Raw genomic sequence first — 22038 nt, forward strand, 5'->3', positions numbered from 1 at the left:
TTAATGCCCCTCCCCTTCTAAATGCCCACTATCAGATGCAATAATTCCATCACGAATTACAATCTGACGTTTTGCATAAGCCGCAATCTCAGGCTCATGCGTGACCATAATAATGGTTCTTCCTTCTTCATTTAACTCCACCAAGAGTTCCATGATTTGGCTTCCTGTCCTTGTATCCAAAGCTCCAGTTGGTTCATCTGCCAGAATAATCGAAGGATTGTTGACAAGGGCACGGGCAATGGCTACCCGTTGTTTTTGCCCACCAGATAATTCCGAAGGCAAGTGGTGACTTCTATCTGCCAAGTCTACCTTTTTCAAATAGGTCTCTGCCAATTTACGGCGTTTGGAAGCTGAAACTCCAGCATATATTAAAGGCAATTCAACATTCTGAAGGGCATCTAGTTTAGACAAAAGAAAGAATTGTTGAAAGACAAAGCCAATCTCTTGGTTACGGACTTCAGCCAACTGTTTTTCATCTAATTGAGCCACTTCCTGCCCCTCTAAGTAATACTCACCACTCGTTGGCGTATCCAACATTCCGATGGTATTCATTAGAGTAGATTTTCCAGAACCAGACGGTCCCATAATAGCAACAAACTCTCCTTCATTCACTTCTAAGTTGATATTTTTCAAAACCTGAAGTTCCTGATCTCCATTTCGATAACTCCGACAGATATTTTTTAGACTAATTAGTTTCTTCATCAGCCTTCACCTCTTTTCCTTCTTCCAAGGAAGTTGTTGGATTACTGATGACTTTAGCCCCATTTGTCAAACCAGAAGTAATTTCCTGGTTTTCTGCGTCAGCATTTCCTAGGCTAACTTCGATTTTCTTAGCCTTATTCTCTTCGTCAACAACCCAGACGTAGTTTTTACCTTCTTCTTCTACAATGCTGGTTAATGGTACGAGAAGAGATGTACTGTCGCTTTTAACTTCTACACTAACAGAAAATCCTTGCTTCAACTCACCGATATCACTCGTAATTTCAATAGTGTATGGATATTTAGGGCCAACATTCGATGCACCTACACCATTGCTTCCATCAACACCACTCTTTGAATAAGTTGCGATATAGTTGATTTTCCCTGTCCAAGTCTTATCTGGGTAGACTTTAGAAGTGAAGGTCACTTCTTGTCCGACTGAAAGCTTGGCAAGATTGTACTCAGATAATTCGCCTTTAACTTGCAAATTTTCATTGCTCACTACATGCACTATTACTTTGCCATTACCCGCAGAAGATTTGGAAAGATCACGATTCACCTCTACAACTGTTCCTTCTATTGTACTTAAAATAGTTGTCGCATCTAATTGAGCCTTTGCTTTTTTAACTTGAGCTTCTGCATCTGCACGATTATCACGTGCATCCTTAATTTGAGAATCAAGGGAAGATACTGTGCTAGCATCTGAACCACCATATTCTTCAGAGTAAGTAAGGGCTTTGCTTCGAGATTCCTTTAATTCACTAATATGACGATCAATCTTTGCTACTGCACGATTGGCAGCATCATATGCTGCCTGAGCGTCGGAACTATTGTATTTTACTAATGCTTGTCCTTTTTCGACCTTATCTCCAACAGAGACTAAAATTTCTTCAATCTCACCCATACTTGCATCAAAATATACATACTGTTCATTTTTTATAGTAACAGTACCAGATAAAAGAATAGATGAAGCAACCGTTCCTTCTTTGGCAGTCACCAAATGAGAAGTTGTATCTTTAACAGCAACCTTAGAAGGTTGTCTAAAAAGTAAAATCCCAATAGCCCCGACAATAACAACACTTGCAATTCCAATGACTGTGTAAAATTTCCTTTTTTTCCTTTTCGTATTCTTCTTCATCCTAAAATGCCTTTCATATTTTCCATTAAAGTCCATTATATCAAATTTATCCACTATAAACAATGATTGTATAGCGAGAAAAGAGAAACAGTCTTGAACTCACGCTTTCGCTCTAGATTCTACGATATTTGCAATAGCTAACTATGATTCCAGAAAGAATCCAAAATACGTGTACGAGGTACAAACTCTGATTCATTTTAAAAACTCAACTTTTCACATGTACTTGGCCAATAAAGAAATTCTAGATAGACTCTTGCTTCTTCACTTTCAAGAGAAACAGTCTGTCCATTTCTTGTGTAAATCCTATTTTCCAAACCATTTTCAAGACCTTTTTGAAAGATTAAGACAAAATCCTGAACGTACTGAAACTGCTCTACTCAAACGCAAAACTAGAAGCTACCAATAACCTCATCAAAGTCATCGAGAGAAATGCTTTCGACTTTCGGAACTTTAACAATTTTGAAATCAGAATCCTCATCGCTTCGAATATCAAAAAGGAGAGGGCCCAAAGGCCCTCTCCAAATTGTAACTTTTCATTAACCCACTACAGTTGATAAAGAGGCATCTTTATATAATAGGTTTTAAGGTTAGATTAACGTACTGTACGGATACGCATTGTGTTTGTACGAACCGCTTCGCCAAGTGGTACACCTGCAACGATAACGATATCGTCACCAGATTCTACAAGACCTGCTTCAACTGCTTTACGTTCAGCAATTTCAAACATGTCATCAGTTGATGAAGGTGCTTCTGTCAACATTGGGATAACACCCCAGTTCAACATCAAGCCACGTTCTGTCAATTCGTCGAATGTCAATGCCAAGATATCAGCATTTGGACGGTATTTAGAAATCAAACGAGCAGTGTGACCAGTCTTAGTCAAAGTAACAACCAATTTGATATCCATTGAGTTCGTAGCATCTTTAACAGCTGAAGCCATAACTTCTGTCTTAGAGTTACGTTCGAAAGTATCTGAGTTCAAACGTCCGTATTCGTTAAGAAGAGTTTGTGCGTTCTTGTCAATTGTAGCCATTGTTGTTACTGACTCAAGTGGGTATTTACCGTTTGCAGACTCACCTGAAAGCATTGTAGCGTCAGTTCCGTCGATAACAGCGTTAAATACGTCTGATACTTCTGAACGAGTTGCACGTGGTTTTTCAGTCATTGTTTCAAGCATGTTTGTTGCTGTGATAACAACTTTACCTGCTGCGTTCACTTTAGTGATGATCATTTTTTGGTAAACTGGAACCATTTCGAATGGTACTTCGATACCCATGTCACCACGAGCAATCATAATACCGTCAGCAGCTTCAATGATTTCATCCAAGTTGTCGATACCTTGCTGGTTTTCGATTTTCGCAAACAATTGAACATGTCCGTTACCAGTTTCTTCACAGATTGCACGAACTTCGTCGACGTCTTTTGCAGTACGTACGAATGAAATCGCGATGAAGTTGATACCTTGTTCCAAACCGAAACGGATATCATCGTTATCACGTTCAGCAAGAGCAGGGAAAGGAATTTTAGTGTTAGGGATGTTTACACCTTTCTGCTTAGCAATGATACCGTCATTTTCAACGACTACTTCAAATTCACGAGTTGCATCGTCTTTTGCGAAAACACGAAGACCCAATTTACCATCGTCAACCAAAACTTGGTGACCAACTTCAACATCATCGTAGATATCAAGGGCACCAGCAACGTTCAAAGCAATCACATCACGAGTTGATTTGATTCCTTGTTTAGTTGCAACACGGATTTTTTCACCAGTTTTGTAAGAGTACTCTTTTGCGTCACCTTCAAACAATTCTGTACGGATTTCAGGTCCTTTAGTATCAAGAAGGAAACCAACTTTTTTACCTGCAAGTTTTTCAGCAAGTTTAACAGTTGCCATACGCTCACCTTGTTCTTGGTGGTCACCGTGTGAGAAGTTGAAACGGAAAGTGTTTGCTCCTGCTTCAATCAATTTAGCAATGTTTTTAGCTGAAGCTTCAACGTCAAGTTTTTCACCCCAGTATCCGTCTTCACCGAATTTTTTACCACCACGGATTTCAACCGCAGGACCTAAAGTTGCAACGATTTTTACACGTTTGTTCATGATTTTTGTGACTCCTTTATATAATTCGACCTTTTATGGTCATGTTACCAAATTAATGAAAGTTGATTAGGACAAGCTCTTGTTCAAATCAGAAAGTTCAAGATCAGCTTTATGAGGGTTGTTAACAACGATCTTACCATCAGCTGTTAAGCTAAACAAAGCTCCTTCTTCTGCTGTACCAAGGATTGGATTCTCAACCATTTTTTCGTTACGGATACCAACAGCGACACCACCGATTCCTTGTTTAAGGAGTTTAACAGCGTGTGCCCCCATGCGTGATGCCAATACACGGTCACGCGCAGTTGGTGATCCACCACGTTGGATGTGACCAAGTTCTGTTACACGAAGGTCACTAGTGTCTCCTGCTTCTTTTAGTTTTTGACCAAATTCAGCTGCTGACATAACACCTTCTGCCAAAACGATAATGTTGTGTTTTTTACCGTGCTCATAACCAGCTTTGATACTAGCTACGATATCTTCCATCTTGAAGCCTTCTTCAGGGATGATAATTTCATCAGCACCAGTTGCGATACCAGCCCAAAGAGCGATATCACCAGCGTTACGTCCCATTACTTCAACAACGAAAGTACGACGGTGACTTGATGATGTATCACGAATCTTATCAATGGCATCCATAGCAGTCGTAACTGCAGTATCAAATCCGATTGTAAAGTCAGTACCTACGATATCGTTATCGATTGTACCTGGAAGTCCAATAGCAGGGAATCCATGCTCAGTCAAGCGCATAGCTCCATGATAAGATCCGTCACCACCGATAACTACGACACCTTCGATACCGTGTTTTTTCAATTGCTCAATCCCTTTAAGTTGACCTTCGAGTTTTGCAAACTCAGGGTAACGAGCAGAGTGAAGGAAAGTACCACCACGTGAAATGATGTCTCCTACTGAAGCAGCATCAAGTGGATAAATTTCACCGGCAACCATACCTGCATATCCATCATAGATACCAAAAACTTCCATTCCTTCTGAGATTGCTTGGCGAACTACTGCACGGATGGCAGCATTCATACCAGGGGCGTCCCCACCACTGGTCAAAACAGCAATACGTTTCATTTGGTTTATGCTCCTTTTTCTTTTAACATTCTTACTGATTATACCACATTTAAATCGAAAATTCTTCTATTTTCCGTATTTTTAGCGATAAATCGTTTTCATAGCAATTCCCTCTAATTTCTCCTCCAAAGTAGGGTCTTTTTTTACAAAATGACGGGAGGAAACAATTGTTTTTTCTTCCTCTACATACCTGATAATAACAGGAATTGAGCCTTTATATTGTTCCAAGATAGTTGAAATTTCTTTATCGTAGTCGTGATTTTTAACTTGAATCCAGAATCGCTCAGCCACTGCTTCTTTCAAATCTTGTGCAATCATTTGCAAACGACCATCTCGAGATTGAACCTTACCATTGATATAGTAAAATTTCCCTTCGGATAGGATAGAGGCGAATTTTCGATACTGATCCGAAAATACAGTCACATCCATCCGAGACTTACTATCATGGACCTGTAGAAAGGCCATACTCTCGCCTTTCTTAGTTCGAATCACTTTTAGTTTTTGAACTTCAACTAGGAGAGTAGCTTGAGCTCCTTCAATAAGATTAGCAATCGGGGTCGTTGGATAAATGGCTTGTTTGGCAAGTGTCTGTAGAGGATGGGCACTGATACCAACCCCGATCAGTTCCTGCTCCTTGTAAAATTTCTCTGCTTCTGTAAAATCATCAGCCTCCGTCCAACTATAGTTTGCATCCGCAAAGAGTCCTCCCAACTCCTCAACAAATACAAAGAGGTTGGGTAGGTTTACTAGGATTTTCTGGCGGTTCTTGTCAAATTCATCAAAGAGCCCCAGTTCAACCAGAGGAGACAAAAGTGACAGTTTCTTGTAATTCTTAGGAAGACGTGTGACGAAATCCTCAATGCTTGAGAAGGGACGATTTTCAATGATCCAATAGGAAAAATCTCTCGGCATTCCTTTAATGGCTTTCAAACCAAGATAGATTGTCTTCTGAGTAATCTTATCATGATAGGGAATGCTATTGATGGCTAAAGGCCCTACATCAAAGCCCATCTGCAATGCATCTATAATATAATCACTGCTGGAATAATTCAACATAACTTGAAAGAAAATAGCAGGATAGTGCGTCTTGAAATAAGCAAGTTGGAATGCCAGTGCTGAGTAAGCATAAGCGTGGGATCTATTAAATCCATAGCCTGCAAACTTTTCCATCACTGCAAAAACTTGATTGGCTTTCTCTTCTGAATGCCCGAGTTTAACTGCACCGGAGATAAAATCTTCCTTCATCAAATGCATCTCTTTAGCATTTTTCTTACCCATGGCTCGTCTGAGAATGTCGGCTTTCCCAAGACTAAAGCCTCCAAAGCGCTGAGCTACCTGCATGACTTGCTCTTGATAGAGCATGATACCGTAGGTTGATGACAGGATGTCCTCCAAGGCAGGATCCAGCACCGTCACCTTTTCTTTGCCATGCTTACGAGCCACAAAATTATCGATATAATCACTAGCACCTGGTCTGTTTAGAGATGTTGTTGCTACCACTTCTTCGAAGACTTGTGGCTTGACTCGTTTCAAGAGTCGAATGGCTCCTGGTTGTTCAAATTGGAAAATACCTTTCGTATTTCCAGACGCAAAGAGGGCCAAGGTTTCTTTGTCTTCCAGATCAATCTCTTCGATTTTTAGATGAATACCTTTTGACTCTGCCAGTAATTCCTGCATTTTCTGTACGAAAGTCAGGTTACGTAAACCGAGGAAATCCATTTTTAGAAGTCCATTGGCTTCAACACCATGAGCATCATACTGGGTGATGAGCATATCCTCACCATATTTTAGAGGAATATAATCCGTCAAGTCTTGGTCACTCATAACTACCCCTGCCGCATGGATAGAGGTCTGACGAGGATACCCTTCAATTTTCCGAGCAATCTCAAAAGCTTTTTGGTATTCGATTTTACTATTGATGACCTGCCTAAATTGCAAATTCTTTTCATAGGCCATCGTTAGCGTATCTCGGAAGCTGATTTTTTTCGTAATATTGGTTAGTTCATACTCAGGGACACCATAACGTTTGAAAACATCCCGAATTGCTTGCTTTGCTCCAAAGGTCGAATAAGTGACAATCTGCGCTACGTGTTGACTGCCATACCGATCACGAACATAACGAATGAACTCTGGTCTATAAAGGTCTGGAATGTCAATATCAATATCAGGCATGGTGTACCGCTCACGATTTAAAAAGCGCTCGAAAATCAAGTTTTTCTCAACCGGATTAATCCCTGTGATGTCAAGTGAGTAGGCTACCAAGCTACCTACAGCAGAACCGCGCCCCATTCCCATATAGTAGCCTTGGGAACGTCCAAAACGCAACAAATCCCAAACAACTAGAAAATAGTCATCAAAGCCCATATCATGAATAACAGCCAATTCTTCATTCAACCGCTCTCGATAAAGAGCTGATCTTAACCCCTTGTCAGTCAACCCTTGTTCAGCCCTCTCTCTAAGCTCTTCTACCGCTGGTCTTTCCGGATTAAAGCGAGGGAGTTTTAAACTTGGATCAAGTTGGTAGCTAACATTCTCTATCACACCTTGGAGATTGGCAAGTGCCTGAGGGAAGCGATTTTTAAATCGAGCTTCTAAGTCTGAGGCTGGTAGAAAGATCCCTTGTTGTGAATGCACATCCACTTCTCTCAGACTGACATTATCCTTGATTGCCGATAGGATTTGCAAAACCTGTATGTCTTCTTTCTCAAAAGAGTTGACCTGATACAGTGGAAGAATGGGTTTGGTAAAGCCTTCTTGGTGAGTATCGGGGCTAACACCGATAAAATATTCAAGTCCCAAATCCAGCTTTTCAATTCCATCAAAATAAGGAACAATAACAGCAATATCCTCAAGGTGACTGGTAAAGTCAGACCAATTTTTTCGACCAGTCATTTTTAGAGTGGATAACTTCATCAACTCTTGGTAACCTTTAGTAGATAGGGCTAGAAAACGAAGAGAAATATTGTCCTCATCTTTGACCAAGGTCATTTCAAGACCAATTAAAGGTTGAATGCCATACTTACGAGTCGCTTCTAGAAAATGATAGGCTCCATAGAGATTATCCACATCCATGATAGCAAGGTGAGAATAGCCATATTCTTTAGCCATTTGTACGTATTTTTCAATCGAAACCACACTTTCCATAAAACTATAAACAGTCTTGGTGTCGAGCTGTGCAATCATTTCTTCTCCCCCTTGCTTTAGATATAGTACTATTATACCATTTTAAAAACTAGAATGAAAAGCTAGAGGCCATTCCTTTTAAAGTGATTTCATCACAGGTCAACAATATCTTTTTTATCTTATTTTTGATATACTAAATTTAGAATATTTTCAAAGGAGAGCCCCATGCGTTTTAATCAATTCAGCTACCTTCCTGTTTTTCATTCGCAAGTTTTACGCGAGTTATCTCAGCTTGGTTTGAAGCTGGCACCAGAACAAGCATCAAAAAAACAACTTGAACAATTTGTCCGCTGGAGTTTTTTCACTTATGCGAACACCGATTATGCTCTATCCACTCTGGCAGCAGATAGAGAAACAGATTTAGTAACTTTTTTCCAGTCAGACCGTGAGTTAACTACGGAGATTTTCTACACAGTAGTTTTTCAACTTCTGGGATTTAGTTATCTGGTTGACTTTGAAGACGCCGAACAATTCCGTAAAGAAACTGGATTTCCTATTGTTTATGGAGATCTCATCGAAAATCTTTATCAATTGCTCAATACGCGAACTAAAAAAGGAAATACACTCATTGACCAGCTTGTTAGTGATGGGCTTATTGCGGAAGATAATCACTACCACTACTTTAACGGCAAGAGCTTAGCAACCTTCTCTACTCATGATGTCATTCGTGAAGTCGTGTATGTCGAGAGCCGTGTGGATACTGATAAAGACGGACTCCCTGATTTAGTCAAGGTCAGCATTATTCGCCCTCGCTATGATGGACAGATTCCTGCGGTTATGACTGCAAGTCCTTATCACCAAGGCACCAACGACAAAGCCAGCGACAAGGCTCTCTACAAAATGGAAGGAGAGCTTGAGGTCAAGCCACCCCACACCATTGAGCTCGAGGAACCTAAGCTGAATTTTGTCGAGCCTCATGGTCAAGCAGAAACCGTCTCTGAAACTGAAGAAAAGCTAACTCACATCAATAGTTCTTACACTCTCAACGATTACTTCCTCCCACGTGGATTTGCCAATCTCTATGTATCGGGTGTTGGAACCAAGGATTCCCAAGGTCTCATGACCAATGGGGACTACCAGCAGATTGAAGCATATAAAAACGTGATTGACTGGCTTAATGGCCGTTGCCGTGCTTTCACGGATCACACGCGCAAACGTCAAATCAAGGCTGATTGGTCAAACGGAAAAGTCGCAACAACAGGAATTTCTTATCTAGGCACCATGTCCAATGGTCTTGCGACCACTGGTGTTGATGGCTTAGAAGTGATTATCGCTGAAGCAGGTATTTCCTCTTGGTGTAACTACTATCGTGAAAATGGTCTGGTCACTAGCCCTAGTGGTTATCCAGGTGAGGATTTTGACTCACTTGCTGAATTGACCTACTCCCGCAATCTCTTAGCTGGTGACTATATCCGTTGTAATGAAGCTCATCAAGCGGACTTAGAAAAGGTAAAAGAGAAACTCGATCGCAAGACTGGTGACTACAATCAGTTTTGGCATGACCGCAACTATCTGCTCAATGCTCACAAGGTTCAAGCTGAGGTCGTCTTTACGCATGGTTCCCAGGATTGGAACGTCAAACCTCTTCATGTTTACCAGATGTTTCATGCCCTTCCTAGCCATATCAATAAGCACCTCTTTTTCCATCATGGCGCCCACGTTTATATGAACAACTGGCAGTCGATCGATTTCCGCGAGTCCATGAATGCTCTCTTAAGCAAGAAATTGTTAGGACTTGACTCAAGCTATCAACTTCCTACTGTCATCTGGCAAGACAATACTGTACCTCAAAGTTGGCAGGGTCTTGATGACTTTGGCAAGCAAGATGAACTGCATACCTTCTCTCTTGGTAATGAGGAAAAAGTGATTCAAAATCAGTATGATCAAAAAGATTTTGACCGTTATGGCAAGACTTACCAGACCTTCAACACTGAGCTTTACCAAGGAAAAGCCAATCAAATCACCATTGACCTTCCAGTGACCAATGACATCCACTTAAATGGTCGAGTGGAGCTGAAACTTCGTGTCAAATCAAGTACAAACAAGGGCTTATTATCTGCTCAACTGCTGGAACTTGGACAAAAGAAATATCTACAACCTTATCCAGCGGTTCAATCTGTCCGAACAATTGATAATGGTCGCTACCATATGCTTGAAAATCTCTGCGAACTGCCATTTACTCCAAGTGTTCAACGTGTCATCTCCAAAGGCTACCTTAATTTGCAAAATCGAAACGATCTCTTAAGGATTGAAAATATCCAACCAAATGAATGGATGGACTTCAAGCTAGAACTGCAACCAACTATCTACAAGCTGAAAAAAGGTGACACACTTCGCCTTGTTCTCTACACAACAGACTTTGAGATTACAATTCGAGATAATACAGACTACCACTTAACTATTGATTTAGCACAGTCTTCTATCACTATCCCCTCATAAAAGGAGTCAGCCTCATATGAATAAATCTGAACATAGACACCAACTCATCCGTTCACTTGTAGCTAAAAATAAGATTCATACACAAGCAGAGTTGCAAACTTTACTAGCTGAAAATGATATTCAAGTCACACAGGCCACTCTCTCACGCGATATCAAAACCATGAATCTATCAAAGGTTCGCGAAGCAGATCATTCTTACTATGTTTTAAATACTGGTTCCATCTCCAAGTGGGAAAAACGCTTGGAAAACTATATGGAAGATAGCTTGGTCATGCTACGTCCTGTCCAGCATCAGGTTGTCCTCAAAACCTTGCCAGGCCTTGCCCAATCGTTTGGAGCTGTTCTCGATGCGCTTGATTTCAAACAAATCATTGCCACCGTATGTGGTGATGACGTCTGCCTTCTTATCTGTGAAAATGCTGAAGAAGCACAGACTTGCTTTGAAATTCTAAAAAAATTTGCGCCACCATTTTTCTTCAATGACTAAAAAATCCCCCGTGATAAATACAATCACGGGGTTCTGTTTTATAACGATATAATTTCTACAATATGCAAAATCAGTGTAAGGATTATAAACTCTCTTTTACTATAGAAAAAATCCCATATAATCTATAATAAACTTGATTTCATGTTGGAAATTACTTCAACCTTAAGAAATTAACTTTCATCACCTTAACGATGAAAAGAGTGATTAAAATGTATTCTCTTTCAATATTCTATTTCCAGTCTCTATACAAGTTCTTCTACTTCTTGTCCCTTTTCTTCAACCTTGACTGGAGCTGGTTCATAAGCTCGGATAATCTGAGCGACAACTGGATGGCGAACCACATCCTTAGCTGAAAAATGAACAAAGTCAATTTGGTGAATGTTCTTAAGTTTTTCTTGGGCATCAATCAAACCGGACTTGACATTACGTGGTAGGTCAATCTGACTGATATCTCCATTGACAATCATTTTAGAATTAAAGCCTAAACGAGTCAAGAACATCTTCATCTGCATGATGGTCGTATTTTGTGCCTCATCTAGAATGACAAAGGCATCGTCCAAGGTCCTCCCACGCATGTAGGCAAGGGGCGCAATTTCGATAATCTCACGTTCCATGAGACGAGTCGTTTGGTCTTTCCCCAGAATCTGATACAGGGCATCATAAACTGGTCGAAGATAGGGATCGACCTTCTCCTTGAGATCTCCCGGAAGAAATCCTAGACTCTCTCCCGCTTCCACTGCTGGTCGAGTGAGGATAATCCGCTTTACTTGCCCGCGTTTAAGGGCAGTTACTGCCAAGGTCACTGCAAGGAAGGTCTTCCCTGTCCCTGCTGGCCCAATTCCAAAGGTCACATCATGCTGTTTGACACTGTCTACATAAAGCTTTTGACCCAAGGTTTTGACACGGATCGGTTTCCCAGTATTGTCTTTGATAATTTCTTCTTCGTAAAGGGCGACAAACTTGTCGATTTCATCGTTTTTGGCCATGCTAATCGCAGTCACTACATCTGGTGTGCCAACCGTCATCCCACGATTAACCAAGACCATCAATGCCTGAATAACCTGACGGGCTTCCTCACAGGCAGCCTCTTCTCCCAAAACCTGGACAATCTCTGTACGAGCATGAATCACCACATCGAGTTCTTCTTCCATCAAACGAAGATGGCGCTCGTTGGATCCAAAAAGATGAAACAAGTCATCTGGATGACTTAGTTGAATGTCTATTGAATGTTCCTTCAAATAAAGAACCTCTCTAATCCGTTTATTTCTTTTTATTATAGCAAAGAGAACAATAAAATACTAGCCTCATCTCATTGTCTCTAGTGTTCTAAGTATTCTTGCCAGATGGCGTCAAAATCTCCTAGGTTAAAAGAGAAGCTGGCATGCTCCTCCAAAAAGCGACTCACCTCATCAAAATCATCCGTATGTTTTGGAAAGGCTGACTCCTCAAAAGCGAGATCTGCCAAAATTGCTTTTGGGCTATTACTTTTAGGATTGCGCTCGGTCATGAGCCAAGTGTAAAATGATTTTCTCAATTCTTTCTCCTATCAAGAGTTTTTTGATGACACTTTTCTGATTCTTGAAAATTACTGGACTTAGCCTCTGAAACGTAGTGGTTTATAAAATCTGTTTTAGCATCTGTATAGGCGTCTCGATTGTGTTCAAATTTTTTCCACAAACTTAGTTTTAATTCCTGATACGCTTGGGCGATATCTGGATGCTGGCAGAGATAATCTCTAAAATAAATCTCGTCATGATCTCCCATCAATCGCAAATGTAGATGAAAAACCTTCTCGGCAAAGCCCTGCTCTGTATAGCCTTTATTTAGCGAAATCCTGTTAGGACTTTCCGACATCACTAGCCAACCATTCTTCACCAATAAATCCCTAACTCTTGCTAAATCCTCTATTCTGTCTACTTCTAATAAAATATCAACGATATTTTTGGCCCAAATATTAGGGATAGCAGTGCTACCGATATGTTCTATTCTTTTAATAACATTTGCACCCAATATTTTTTTCAGACTTGTTTTTTCCGATTCATACCAGTCTTTCCACTCTGACTTGTGCTCTACTAGAAAAATAGGAAAAAGTTGCCAGAGTTCCTCTAAACTCATTTCTTCAAGTTTCTTTTTCATGTCTATGAGGCCTAAATCAACTCTGTCCCAAACTGGTCTTGTTTGATTTTACCAGCCTTCATCAAGCCACCGAGCGCTTTCTTGAACTGACCTTTAGAGATACCAAAGGTTGCCTTGATATCGTCAGGAGATGACTTATCATTTAAGGTCATGAAACCGCCATTGCTTTCCAAGTAGGTCAAAATCATCTGAGCATCATTTTCCAACATTTCAAAGGAACGTGGTTTGAGAGAAAGGTTCAAGGTGCGGTCCACTTCACGGAAACCAATGACACGCGCATCTAGCACTTGTCCCAAACGTGGCTCTGCGTAGCGCTCACTTGGGTGAATGAAACCAAGCATGTTATTCTCTGGCAGATAGACAAAGGTCCCTGACAGCTTGAGACGGTAAACAATGGCTGGCCAGTTTTGGTTCTGCATGTTGTTGTAAGCAGGACGAGCCAGACGTTGGAAGTCTTCCTGATAAGCCAAGAGGCCCCAGATGCGGTCTTTTTTGTCCACTTCAAGACGGATGTAAAGTTTATCACCCTTCTTAGGCCAGAGTTCCTTGAGCTCAGGGAGGATATCGAGTGACACAACGATTTCCTTATCAGGTAAACCGGTATCGACAAAAACACCCAAGTCCTTACGAACTTCTGTTACGGTTCCCCAACCAAATTGGTCCTGAGTGGCAGTCACTTCTAGAGTGGTCAAGCGGAGTTTTTGCTTCATATCCGTGTAGGCAAAACCTTTGACCGTATCACCTACTGTATGTTGACCTTCTTCCTTAGCAAGAGCATAAGTCTGACCATCCTTTTGCACAAAGTAAAAACGGTCATTTTCATCGATGATGAGTCCAACGATAAAACTTGCAAGATTTGTATTCATATTTCCTTCTTTCGAATAAAACTCAGCCAGCAATGCCAACTGAGTTTTTCTGTTTATTTTTAGACTTCCAAGATTTCTTTTTCTTTGTTGGCAGTCATGTCGTCGATGTGTTTCACAGCGTCGTCTGTTACTTTTTGAATATCTTTTTCAAGAGTCTTCAATTCGTCTTCAGTGATTTCTTTTGCTTTTTCTTGCTTTTTAGCTTCGTCCATAGCGTCGCGACGGATGTTGCGGACAGCCACTTTAGCATTTTCACCGACCTTCTTCACTTCTTTGGCAAGGTCACGACGAGTCTCTTCTGTAAGAGCTGGGATAACCAAGCGGATCACAGAGCCGTCATTAGCTGGTGTAATACCAAGATCAGAAGCATTCAAGGCACGTTCGATGTCTTTCAATGAAGACTTGTCAAATGGTGTTACCAACAAGACACGCGCTTCTGGAATGGTAATTGAAGCGATTTGGTTAAGAGGAGTTTCGACTCCATAGTATTCTACGTAGATACGGTCTAGCAAGCTTGCGTTGGCACGACCGGCACGGATTCCACCAAATTCACGAGCAAGTGATTGGTGAGACTGGGTCATTCTCTCTTTAGCTTTTTCTACAATTGCATTAGCCATAATTTTCTTATTCCTTTTCTTCGATATTGTTTGAAACTGTTGTTCCGATATTTTCACCAAATACGACACGTTTGATGTTGCCTGGTTGGTTCATGTTAAAGACAACTAAGTCAATGTCGTTGTCCATAGAGAGGGTTGAAGCAGTTGAGTCCATGATACGAAGACCTTTATTGATAACGTCACGGTGGGTCAATTCTTCAAACTTAACGGCAGTCTTGTCTTTCTTAGGATCGGCATTGTAAACACCATCGACCCCATTTTTAGCCATAAGGATGGCATCCGCTTCGATTTCAGCTGCACGAAGGGCTGCTGTTGTATCTGTTGAGAAGTAAGGTGAACCAATCCCAGCACCAAAGATAACGATACGCCCTTTTTCAAGGTGGCGAAGAGCACGTCCACGTACGTAAGGTTCTGCCACTTGTTGCATAGCAATGGCTGTTTGCACACGCGTATCAACACCAACTTGTTGCAATGAATCTGCCATCACAAGAGCATTCATCACGGTCCCAAGCATTCCAGTGTAATCGGCCTGAACGCGGTCCATTCCTGCTTCTGCAGCAGGTTCTCCGCGCCAGAGATTTCCTCCACCAATAACAAGGGCAATTTCGATACCTAAGCTATGAACTTCTTGAATCTCTTTTGCGATTGTTTGAACTGTTTGGATATCAATCCCTACGCCACGTTCACCTGCAAGAGCCTCACCTGATAACTTGATTAAAATACGTTTATACTTGGGGTTCGCCATTTTTACTCTCCTTTTTTCATCCTACCTATTTTATCACAATTTCTTAGATTTTTATAGTGTCATGAGCAATTCTTTCAAAAAAAATTAGACCGTTAAAAACTCCTCTAAGTCCTTAAGGGCACGCTCTGCAATTTTTTCATAACGAGCCTTCTTATCACGGATACGCTCGCCTTCCAACTCCTTGATAATCCCAAAATTGACGTTCATTGGTTGGAAATGTTTACTATCTGCATGAGTGATGTAATGAGCCAGACTTCCAATCGCTGTGGTCTCTGGGAAAATAGCTGCGCTTTCCCCCTTGAAAAGACGAGCCGCGTTAATACCCGCAACTAAGCCTGAAGCTGCTGACTCAACATAGCCTTCCACACCCGTCATCTGACCAGCAAAGAAGAGATTAGGCTGTTTCTTAGAACGGTAGGTCTGTTCGAGAAGATTTGGTGAATCCATGTACGAATTGCGGTGCATGACCCCATAACGGACAAACTCAGCATTTTCAAGACCTGGAATCATTTGGAAGACACGCTTTTGTTCTCCCCATTTGAGGTGGGTCTGGAAACCGACGATATTGTAGAGGCTACCAGCTGCATTGTCCTGACGAAGCTGGACAACTGCATACGGTGTTTTAAAGTCGCCATCACGAGGCCCCGTATAGTCGTCTGGGTACTCCAGCCCAACTGGTTTCATAGGTCCATAAAGCATGGTTTTAATGCCACGTTTGGCCATGACTTCGATAGGCATACAACCTTCAAAATACTTTTCTTTTTCAAACGAATTGAGCGGTGCTTCTTCCGCATTGACCAAAGCTTCATGAAAATCCATAAACTCTTGTTTGGTCATGGGAGCATTGAGGTAGGCTGCCTCTCCCTTGTCATAACGAGACTTGAGATAGACCTTACTCATATCGATGGTGTTGACATCGATAATAGGTGCCGCCGCGTCATAGAAATAGAATCCATCCCCATCATTAAGGGCATGAATCTTCTCAGCTAGGGCATCACTGGTTAAAGGACCAGTCGCTACAACTGTAATAACATCCGTTGGCAATTCTGTAATTTCATCACGAACCACTTCAATCAAGGGATGATTGGCTACTTTTTCGGTCACCATTTGGGAGAAACCGTCGCGGTCCACCGCAAGGGCTCCGCCTGCAGGAACACGTGTAGCTTCAGCAGATTCTAAGATAACAGAACCCAAGCGGCGCATTTCTTCCTTGAGGAGTCCAACGGCATTTGTCAAAGCATCCCCACGTAAGGAATTGGAACAAACCAACTCAGCAAAATTGTCTGTTTTGTGCTGAGGAGTTGATTTGACACCACGCATTTCATAGAGTTTAACTGGAATACCACGTTCTGCGATTTGGTAAGCAGCTTCAGACCCTGCCAAACCAGCACCGATAACATTGATATAAGATTGAGACACGACACTAATACCTCTTTGGGAGTGTGAGGACAAGCTTCACATTGAAAAAGCCAACCGAACTTACTTCGCTTTCGAGTTTCTTGGCTCAGGCTGAAAAAGTCCACTGGACTTTTTCACTCCCACAAATCTTTCTAATTTTTCTTTTACTAGTATAACAAAAAAAGGGAAGAAGGCAAACTTCCCTGTTTAGTCGTTGAATTGTTTCTCTTCCCAGTCGTGGTAGGCAGCGTAGAGTTGGCTTTTATTCCACTGGTAGAGTTTCGCAACTTCCTTGATGGCTTGATTTTTCTTCATACCTTGCTGGATACGAGCTTGGATTTCTAAGAACAAGTCCTCGTCGTCCTTTTCCTCCACATCCTGACTGGCGCCTTCAACGATGAGAAGGCATTCGCCCTTGAGTGGCGTTTCAGCAATACTTTCTAGTAGCTCTGAAATCTTTCCTCGTTGGTATTCTTCATAGATTTTGGTCAATTCTCTGACCAAGACCACCGAGCGATCGCCGTATACTGCTAGCATATTTTCTAGCGTATCCGCTACACGATGGGGTGATTCATAGAAAATCTGAGTTTCTGGATAATCTTTTTTCAAGTCGAAAAATTGCTTTTGCTGGCCTGATTTTCTCGGTAAGAAACCGTAAAAGATATGTGGTTGTGGTGCTAGGCCACTGGCAATCAAAGCAGAAATTCCTGCACTAGCACCCGGAACTGTGACAACTGCAATCTCTTCCTCAATAGCTACCTTAACCAAATCATGCCCTGGATCTGAGATACTAGGCAGACCCGCATCGGATACCTGAGCAATACTTTGTCCCGCCTTCAGGAAACCAATCAAATCAGGAATTTTTTCCTTGGCATTGTGCTCATGAAAACTGATCTGCTTGGTCGGAATGTCAAAATGCTTGAGCAAGAGACCCGTATTGCGCGTGTCCTCAGCAGCAATACAGTCCACCTCTTTCAAGGTCTGGATGGCACGAAAGGTCATATCATCTAGATTGCCAATCGGCGTTGCCACTAGATAAAGCTTGCCATAGGGAGACTGCCCCTTAAAACTTTTTTGAATCTGCATGCCTACTCCCTGTATAACAACTCGTCACAGAACATACATTCCTCGTCCTGCTCTCGGCGTTGTCCATAAAAATCATTACATACGTGAAACCCGTCTTTATAGATTCGACGGACGCTTTCACGAACATGCTTGGCCTTAACGGGTGTATCTGCTTCTACCTCGCCTAAGCGTTCGCGCAACTTACTATTTTCCAAGCGAAGAGCTGTATTTTCCTCTACCAGGCTCTTGAGATTTTTCTTGATGGCTTCCACATCAGCCAAGGTCACCAATAACTGTTGGGAAAAATCATCCAGCGCATCAAATAATTCTTTCTTGTCCATAAACCAGCCCTTTCCTTTCTTTATCCTTCATTGAGTTTATATTTCTTTCAAGACCAGATATTCCATGGCATTTTGAAAACTGACATTAGCCTGCCACATTTTTCTAGCTTCTAGCAAATCTTGTAAAATCTGTCGAATCCTTGCTTGCAAGAGGTCCTGTCCACAGAGCACTTCGAGGATTCGCAAGACCTGATCTTGTTTTTCCTTGTCATCTGCCAAGCTGGCTAATTTAGCAACTTGCAGATAACTTTCTTTTTTCTTAGCTAATAACCAGGTTAGCAAGCGTTCACTTTCATCGACTAAGATCCAAAAACTTGCCTGATTTGCCAACTTTTCTGCTTCAGCTCGCGATTGAGCAAACTGAGCTAAGAGAGTTGCTTTTTTCTTAACCAGTCCCATTTGTTCTAAGAGCAAGATGAGTTTTTCTTCTTGCTTTTTAAAGTGGAAAATTTGGGTCCGACTTCGGATAGTTGGTAAAATCTTTTCCTCATCGCTAGTCAAGAAGAAAATATAAACCTCACTCTGGGGTTCTTCGATGACCTTGAGCAGAGAATTGGCTGCGTTGGGATGCATTTTCTCCGCCTGCTCGATAATAAAGACCTGTTGCTGACTTTCAATCCCTGCTTGGGAAAACTGACCCACCAATTCCCGAATGCGTTCTGTCTTGATGACCTGATTGACTGGCTTGATTAAAGTAACATCGGGAAATTCTTCCTGCTCAATCAGCTTGCAGTTTCGGCATTTCTCACATGGTAGAACGCCTACTTTATCCGTACAAAAGAGGCTCTTAGCCAAAAACTGCGCCATTTCCAAGCTTCCAAAGAAACCTGAAAAAAGATAGGCGTGATTGAGCTGGTTTTGTTCTAGAATACGGACAAAGCAGTCAAACTGGTCTGGTTGCCAAGCCTTTAGTTGATCTTGTTTCATTTGGCCAAGCCCATTCTCTCAAACAAGACAGCCTTGGTAGCTTCCACAACTTGCTCCAAAGGAAGACTGGCATCAATCTTGACAATGCGATTTCCTTCTTTGTCCAGAAGAGAAAGGTAACCTTGACGAACTTTTTTGTGCAAGTCCAAACCTTCCAAGTCCAAACGATTGACCTCGCGGTCACTATTGGCAGCAATGCGAGCCAGCCCCTCTTCCACTTCAATGTCAAAATAGAGTGTCAAATCGGGTTTAAGGCCATCTGTCGCAAACTGATTGAGCCAATCAATGGCGTCAATATCCAAGCCACGACCAAATCCTTGATAAGCAACAGAACTATCGATGAAGCGGTCCATAATGACCAACTTGCCAGCTTCAAGGGCTGGAAGAACTTTTTCCACCAAGTGCTGTCTGCGACTGGCGATATAGAGAAGAAGCTCTGTTTTAGGATCCATCTGAGTATGACTTGGATCCAAAATCACTTGACGAATCTTTTCCCCAATCAAGACTCCACCTGGCTCACGGGTCGTCAACACTTCTACTCCTTTTTCCTCTAAAATTGGGAGTAGAGCCTCTAAAACACTGGTCTTGCCTGCTCCCTCCGGTCCCTCAAGAGAGACTAAAAATCCTTTTGACATATCTAACTCATTTCTTTTTTTCTACCTTCTATTCTATCAAAAAATAGGTTTTTGTGACAATCTTTTTGTGTCTTCTCCATTCAATCAACCACAAAAGAGGCCGGGAGTCATCCAACCTCTTATTTACCTAGTTCTTGTGTTCGTTTATAGGCATGATAAACTGCATCCATGACTGTGCCTCTAAAGGCATGTTCTTCCAGACTTGCTACACCGGCGATAGTCGAACCTCCTGGGCTGCAAACTTGGTCTTTCAAGACTCCAGGATGTTGCTGACTTTCGAGGACCATTTGTCCAGCGCCAACCACTGTTTGGGCTGCCATTTTCAAAGCCATTTCTCTTGGCAATCCTGATTGAACACCCGCATCTGCCAAAGCCTCGATAAAGAGATAGACAAAAGCTGGTCCACAACCTGCGAGACCTGTCGCCGCATCGATTAAGCCATCTCCCAGCTCAACCAATAGGCCAGCCTTGGCCAATAATTGACAAAAGAGTTCCCTGTCCTCAGCACAGCAGTTTGCTGACATGGCATAACTAATCACTCCTTGCCCGATAGCTACTGGAGTATTGGGCATGATGCGAATGATTCGGTGGTGACTTGGCAGAAGACTCGCTAGTTTTTCCAAGGTCAATCCAGCTGCCATGGAAATCAAAAGAAGACTTTCTCGTTTTTCAAGGATGGTCTGATATTGAGCAAGCAGTTCAGAAAACTGGGCTGGCTTTACTCCTAGAAAAATCACGTCTGCTTCTGTAAAAATTTCTTCATTGCTGGAAGCCTGACCGCCGAAGTTGGCGATGAAAGCATCTACTTTCGCTTGACTGCGATTGGCAAGGAGAATCTGAGCTCCCATCTTGGCCTGCAAAACAGCCTTAGCCAAACTAGCACCCATATTCCCCAAACCGATAAATCCAATCTTCATCTCTTACTCCCTTATCTGTCCGTCACCAGTAACCACATACTTGTAGCTAGTTAATTCCTTCAAGCCCATTGGACCACGCGCATGCAGTTTCTGAGTAGAAATCCCCATTTCACATCCAAGACCAAATTGCCCACCATCAGTGAAACGCGTTGAGGCATTGACATAAACTGCTGCAGAGTCCACTTGATCTGTAAAGTAGGCTGCAGTTTCGGCATTTTCCGTCACAATCGCATCCGAATGATGAGTACTATGGGCTTCAATATGCGCAACCGCTTCTTCTAAACTGCTCACGACCTTAACCGCTAGGATATAGTCTAAAAACTCGGTGTCAAAGTCTTGAGCCTCAGCTACTCGACCTGAAAGAAACTGACTTGCTTTGCTATCCAGACGGAATTGAATTGGTTCCAGTTCAGCTTCTTTTCGATCTGCAACCAGAACTTGCTCCAAGCGAGGAAGGAAGCTTGCTGCCTTGTCATCATGAACGAGGAGAACCTCCATGGCATTACAAACAGAAGGACGACTGGTTTTAGCATTGTTGATGATAGATAGAGCCTTGTCTTCATCGGCATCCTTGTCCACATAGACATGAACAATTCCAGTTCCTGTCTCGATAACAGGTACAATAGCATTTTCAACCACGGCATTAATCAAGCCAGCACCTCCACGAGGAATAAGAAGGTCTAGATAACCCTTGGCCTTCATCATAGCATAGCTACTTTCTCGGCTGGTATCTTCCACCAGTTGAATCACATCTGCATGAATGGTAGTCGTCTCCAAACCCTTCTTCAAAGCTGTGACAATAGCATGAGCGGTTTGGTAGGCGTCCTTACCACTACGAAGAACGACTGCATTGCCACTCTTGAGAGCCAAGGCAGCCGCATCAGACGTCACATTTGGACGGCTTTCATAGATAATACCGATAACCCCCATAGCCACACGTTTCTTGGTGATAATCAAGCCATTTTCAAGATGATTGGTTTCTAAAACTTCACCGATAGGATCTGGTAAAGCAACCACTTCACGAATCCCTCTTGCCATCGCTTCTATACGTTCCGCATCCAAATAAAGACGATCCACCATGACATCCGAAATTTTCCCCTTGGCTGCTACCATATCAAGGGCATTGGCCGCTAAAATCTCCTCAGTAGCAGCCAATAAGTGATCAGCCATGGCTAGTAAGGCTTGGTTTTTCACTGCTTCACTGGCAGTATTGATTGATTTTTTAACAGCTTGTACCTGTTCAAATTGTTCTTGTGTACTTACCATCGTTCAC

General features: G+C 42.1%; 20 protein-coding genes and 1 pseudogene. 3 read left to right on the plus strand and 18 right to left on the minus strand.

Annotated features, from left to right (window positions below; all coding sequences use genetic code 11):
* Window positions 1–702, minus strand: a complete 702-nt coding sequence (locus K1I97_RS01400) for an ABC transporter ATP-binding protein (RefSeq protein WP_223330960.1) — start codon at window positions 700–702, stop codon at window positions 1–3.
* Window positions 686–1837, minus strand: coding sequence for an efflux RND transporter periplasmic adaptor subunit (locus K1I97_RS01405; RefSeq protein WP_223330959.1), 1152 nt, complete (start codon window positions 1835–1837; stop codon window positions 686–688). The genes K1I97_RS01400 and K1I97_RS01405 overlap by 17 nt, the downstream gene beginning before the upstream one ends.
* Before the next feature lie 196 nt (window positions 1838–2033).
* On the opposite strand from K1I97_RS01405, the pseudogene K1I97_RS01410 reads away from it, so the two are divergent.
* Window positions 2034–2391 (plus strand): annotated as a pseudogene (locus K1I97_RS01410) (transposase); the annotation flags it as partial.
* Between the two features lie 38 nt (window positions 2392–2429).
* Here K1I97_RS01410 and pyk read toward each other — a convergent pair.
* The 3 genes from pyk to K1I97_RS01425 form a co-directional block, all read right to left on the minus strand.
* Window positions 2430–3935 (minus strand): pyruvate kinase, encoded by a 1506-nt coding sequence (gene pyk, locus K1I97_RS01415; protein ID WP_223330958.1) that lies wholly within the window; start codon window positions 3933–3935, stop codon window positions 2430–2432.
* Between the two features lie 66 nt (window positions 3936–4001).
* Window positions 4002–5009, minus strand: coding sequence for a 6-phosphofructokinase (gene pfkA / locus K1I97_RS01420; protein ID WP_060955526.1), 1008 nt, complete (start codon window positions 5007–5009; stop codon window positions 4002–4004).
* 81 nt (window positions 5010–5090) lie between these two features.
* Window positions 5091–8192: a DNA polymerase III subunit alpha gene (locus K1I97_RS01425; RefSeq protein WP_223330957.1), complete on the minus strand. Its 3102-nt coding sequence runs from the start codon at window positions 8190–8192 to the stop codon at window positions 5091–5093.
* 165 nt (window positions 8193–8357) lie between these two features.
* On the opposite strand from K1I97_RS01425, the gene K1I97_RS01430 reads away from it, so the two are divergent.
* Together K1I97_RS01430 and K1I97_RS01435 are read left to right on the plus strand one after the other, a co-directional pair.
* Window positions 8358–10631 carry a Xaa-Pro dipeptidyl-peptidase gene (locus K1I97_RS01430; protein WP_223330956.1) on the plus strand — a complete coding sequence of 758 codons (2274 nt, stop codon included), beginning with the start codon at window positions 8358–8360 and terminating at the stop codon, window positions 10629–10631.
* A 16-nt stretch (window positions 10632–10647) separates the two neighbouring features.
* Window positions 10648–11118, plus strand: coding sequence for an arginine repressor (locus K1I97_RS01435; RefSeq protein ID WP_223330955.1), 471 nt, complete (start codon window positions 10648–10650; stop codon window positions 11116–11118).
* A gap of 242 nt (window positions 11119–11360) precedes the next feature.
* Here the strand turns inward: K1I97_RS01435 and K1I97_RS01440 are convergent, their stop codons facing one another.
* From K1I97_RS01440 to K1I97_RS01500, 13 genes are all read right to left on the minus strand, one after another.
* Window positions 11361–12356: a PhoH family protein gene (locus tag K1I97_RS01440; protein ID WP_223330954.1), complete on the minus strand. Its 996-nt coding sequence runs from the start codon at window positions 12354–12356 to the stop codon at window positions 11361–11363.
* An 80-nt stretch (window positions 12357–12436) separates the two neighbouring features.
* On the minus strand, window positions 12437–12652 hold the full coding sequence (locus K1I97_RS01445; RefSeq protein WP_001232084.1) for a YozE family protein: 216 nt from the start codon (window positions 12650–12652) through the stop codon (window positions 12437–12439).
* Entirely contained in the window at window positions 12649–13254 is a 606-nt protein-coding gene (locus K1I97_RS01450) for a GrpB family protein (protein ID WP_223330953.1), read from the minus strand. The genes K1I97_RS01445 and K1I97_RS01450 overlap by 4 nt, the downstream gene beginning before the upstream one ends.
* Before the next feature lie 11 nt (window positions 13255–13265).
* A complete protein-coding gene (cvfB, locus tag K1I97_RS01455; RefSeq protein WP_001095456.1) occupies window positions 13266–14120 on the minus strand; it encodes an RNA-binding virulence regulatory protein CvfB in 855 nt (284 codons plus the stop codon).
* A gap of 59 nt (window positions 14121–14179) precedes the next feature.
* On the minus strand, window positions 14180–14737 hold the full coding sequence (frr, locus tag K1I97_RS01460) for a ribosome recycling factor (RefSeq protein ID WP_084972272.1): 558 nt from the start codon (window positions 14735–14737) through the stop codon (window positions 14180–14182).
* Window positions 14738–14744: 7 nt separating this feature from the next.
* Complete coding sequence (gene pyrH / locus K1I97_RS01465) at window positions 14745–15482, minus strand: UMP kinase (RefSeq protein ID WP_000002996.1); 738 nt, start codon at window positions 15480–15482, stop codon at window positions 14745–14747.
* Between the two features lie 84 nt (window positions 15483–15566).
* Window positions 15567–16901 (minus strand): methylenetetrahydrofolate--tRNA-(uracil(54)-C(5))-methyltransferase (FADH(2)-oxidizing) TrmFO, encoded by a 1335-nt coding sequence (trmFO, locus tag K1I97_RS01470; RefSeq protein WP_084972271.1) that lies wholly within the window; start codon window positions 16899–16901, stop codon window positions 15567–15569.
* 186 nt (window positions 16902–17087) lie between these two features.
* The gene (gene rsmI / locus K1I97_RS01475) at window positions 17088–17966 is read right to left on the minus strand and encodes a 16S rRNA (cytidine(1402)-2'-O)-methyltransferase (protein WP_223330952.1); all 879 of its coding nucleotides are present in this window, start codon (window positions 17964–17966) and stop codon (window positions 17088–17090) included.
* Window positions 17967–17968: 2 nt separating this feature from the next.
* On the minus strand, window positions 17969–18286 hold the full coding sequence (gene yabA / locus K1I97_RS01480) for a DNA replication initiation control protein YabA (RefSeq protein WP_000358229.1): 318 nt from the start codon (window positions 18284–18286) through the stop codon (window positions 17969–17971).
* Window positions 18287–18322: 36 nt separating this feature from the next.
* Window positions 18323–19213 (minus strand): DNA polymerase III subunit delta', encoded by an 891-nt coding sequence (locus K1I97_RS01485; protein WP_223330951.1) that lies wholly within the window; start codon window positions 19211–19213, stop codon window positions 18323–18325.
* On the minus strand, window positions 19210–19848 hold the full coding sequence (gene tmk / locus K1I97_RS01490) for a dTMP kinase (RefSeq protein WP_084853996.1): 639 nt from the start codon (window positions 19846–19848) through the stop codon (window positions 19210–19212). The genes K1I97_RS01485 and tmk overlap by 4 nt, the downstream gene beginning before the upstream one ends.
* 119 nt (window positions 19849–19967) lie before the next feature.
* Window positions 19968–20765 (minus strand): pyrroline-5-carboxylate reductase, encoded by a 798-nt coding sequence (gene proC / locus K1I97_RS01495; protein WP_223330950.1) that lies wholly within the window; start codon window positions 20763–20765, stop codon window positions 19968–19970.
* Between the two features lie 3 nt (window positions 20766–20768).
* Window positions 20769–22031 carry a glutamate-5-semialdehyde dehydrogenase gene (locus tag K1I97_RS01500; protein ID WP_223330949.1) on the minus strand — a complete coding sequence of 421 codons (1263 nt, stop codon included), beginning with the start codon at window positions 22029–22031 and terminating at the stop codon, window positions 20769–20771.
* Window positions 22032–22038 lie beyond the last annotated feature (7 nt).

The sequence above is a fragment of the Streptococcus oralis genome (assembly GCF_019929345.1).
In the GTDB taxonomy this organism is placed as follows: domain Bacteria; phylum Bacillota; class Bacilli; order Lactobacillales; family Streptococcaceae; genus Streptococcus.

Excerpts from the sequence above, each read along its gene's own strand:
- pfkA (WP_060955526.1), bottom strand. The coding sequence starts at position 5,009 with ATGAAACGTATTGCTGTTTTGACCAGTGGTGGGGACGCCCCTGGTATG.
- K1I97_RS01400 (WP_223330960.1), bottom strand. The coding sequence starts at position 702 with ATGAAGAAACTAATTAGTCTAAAAAATATCTGTCGGAGTTATCGAAAT.
- K1I97_RS01435 (WP_223330955.1), top strand. The coding sequence starts at position 10,648 with ATGAATAAATCTGAACATAGACACCAACTCATCCGTTCACTTGTAGCT.
- pyk (WP_223330958.1), bottom strand. The coding sequence starts at position 3,935 with ATGAACAAACGTGTAAAAATCGTTGCAACTTTAGGTCCTGCGGTTGAA.
- K1I97_RS01405 (WP_223330959.1), bottom strand. The coding sequence starts at position 1,837 with ATGAAGAAGAATACGAAAAGGAAAAAAAGGAAATTTTACACAGTCATT.
- K1I97_RS01430 (WP_223330956.1), top strand. The coding sequence starts at position 8,358 with ATGCGTTTTAATCAATTCAGCTACCTTCCTGTTTTTCATTCGCAAGTT.
- K1I97_RS01500 (WP_223330949.1), bottom strand. The coding sequence starts at position 22,031 with ATGGTAAGTACACAAGAACAATTTGAACAGGTACAAGCTGTTAAAAAA.
- rsmI (WP_223330952.1), bottom strand. The coding sequence starts at position 17,966 with ATGCAGATTCAAAAAAGTTTTAAGGGGCAGTCTCCCTATGGCAAGCTT.
- K1I97_RS01425 (WP_223330957.1), bottom strand. The coding sequence starts at position 8,192 with ATGATTGCACAGCTCGACACCAAGACTGTTTATAGTTTTATGGAAAGT.
- tmk (WP_084853996.1), bottom strand. The coding sequence starts at position 19,848 with ATGTCAAAAGGATTTTTAGTCTCTCTTGAGGGACCGGAGGGAGCAGGC.
- K1I97_RS01450 (WP_223330953.1), bottom strand. The coding sequence starts at position 13,254 with ATGAAAAAGAAACTTGAAGAAATGAGTTTAGAGGAACTCTGGCAACTT.
- frr (WP_084972272.1), bottom strand. The coding sequence starts at position 14,737 with ATGGCTAATGCAATTGTAGAAAAAGCTAAAGAGAGAATGACCCAGTCT.
- K1I97_RS01485 (WP_223330951.1), bottom strand. The coding sequence starts at position 19,213 with ATGAAACAAGATCAACTAAAGGCTTGGCAACCAGACCAGTTTGACTGC.
- proC (WP_223330950.1), bottom strand. The coding sequence starts at position 20,765 with ATGAAGATTGGATTTATCGGTTTGGGGAATATGGGTGCTAGTTTGGCT.
- cvfB (WP_001095456.1), bottom strand. The coding sequence starts at position 14,120 with ATGAATACAAATCTTGCAAGTTTTATCGTTGGACTCATCATCGATGAA.
- pyrH (WP_000002996.1), bottom strand. The coding sequence starts at position 15,482 with ATGGCGAACCCCAAGTATAAACGTATTTTAATCAAGTTATCAGGTGAG.
- yabA (WP_000358229.1), bottom strand. The coding sequence starts at position 18,286 with ATGGACAAGAAAGAATTATTTGATGCGCTGGATGATTTTTCCCAACAG.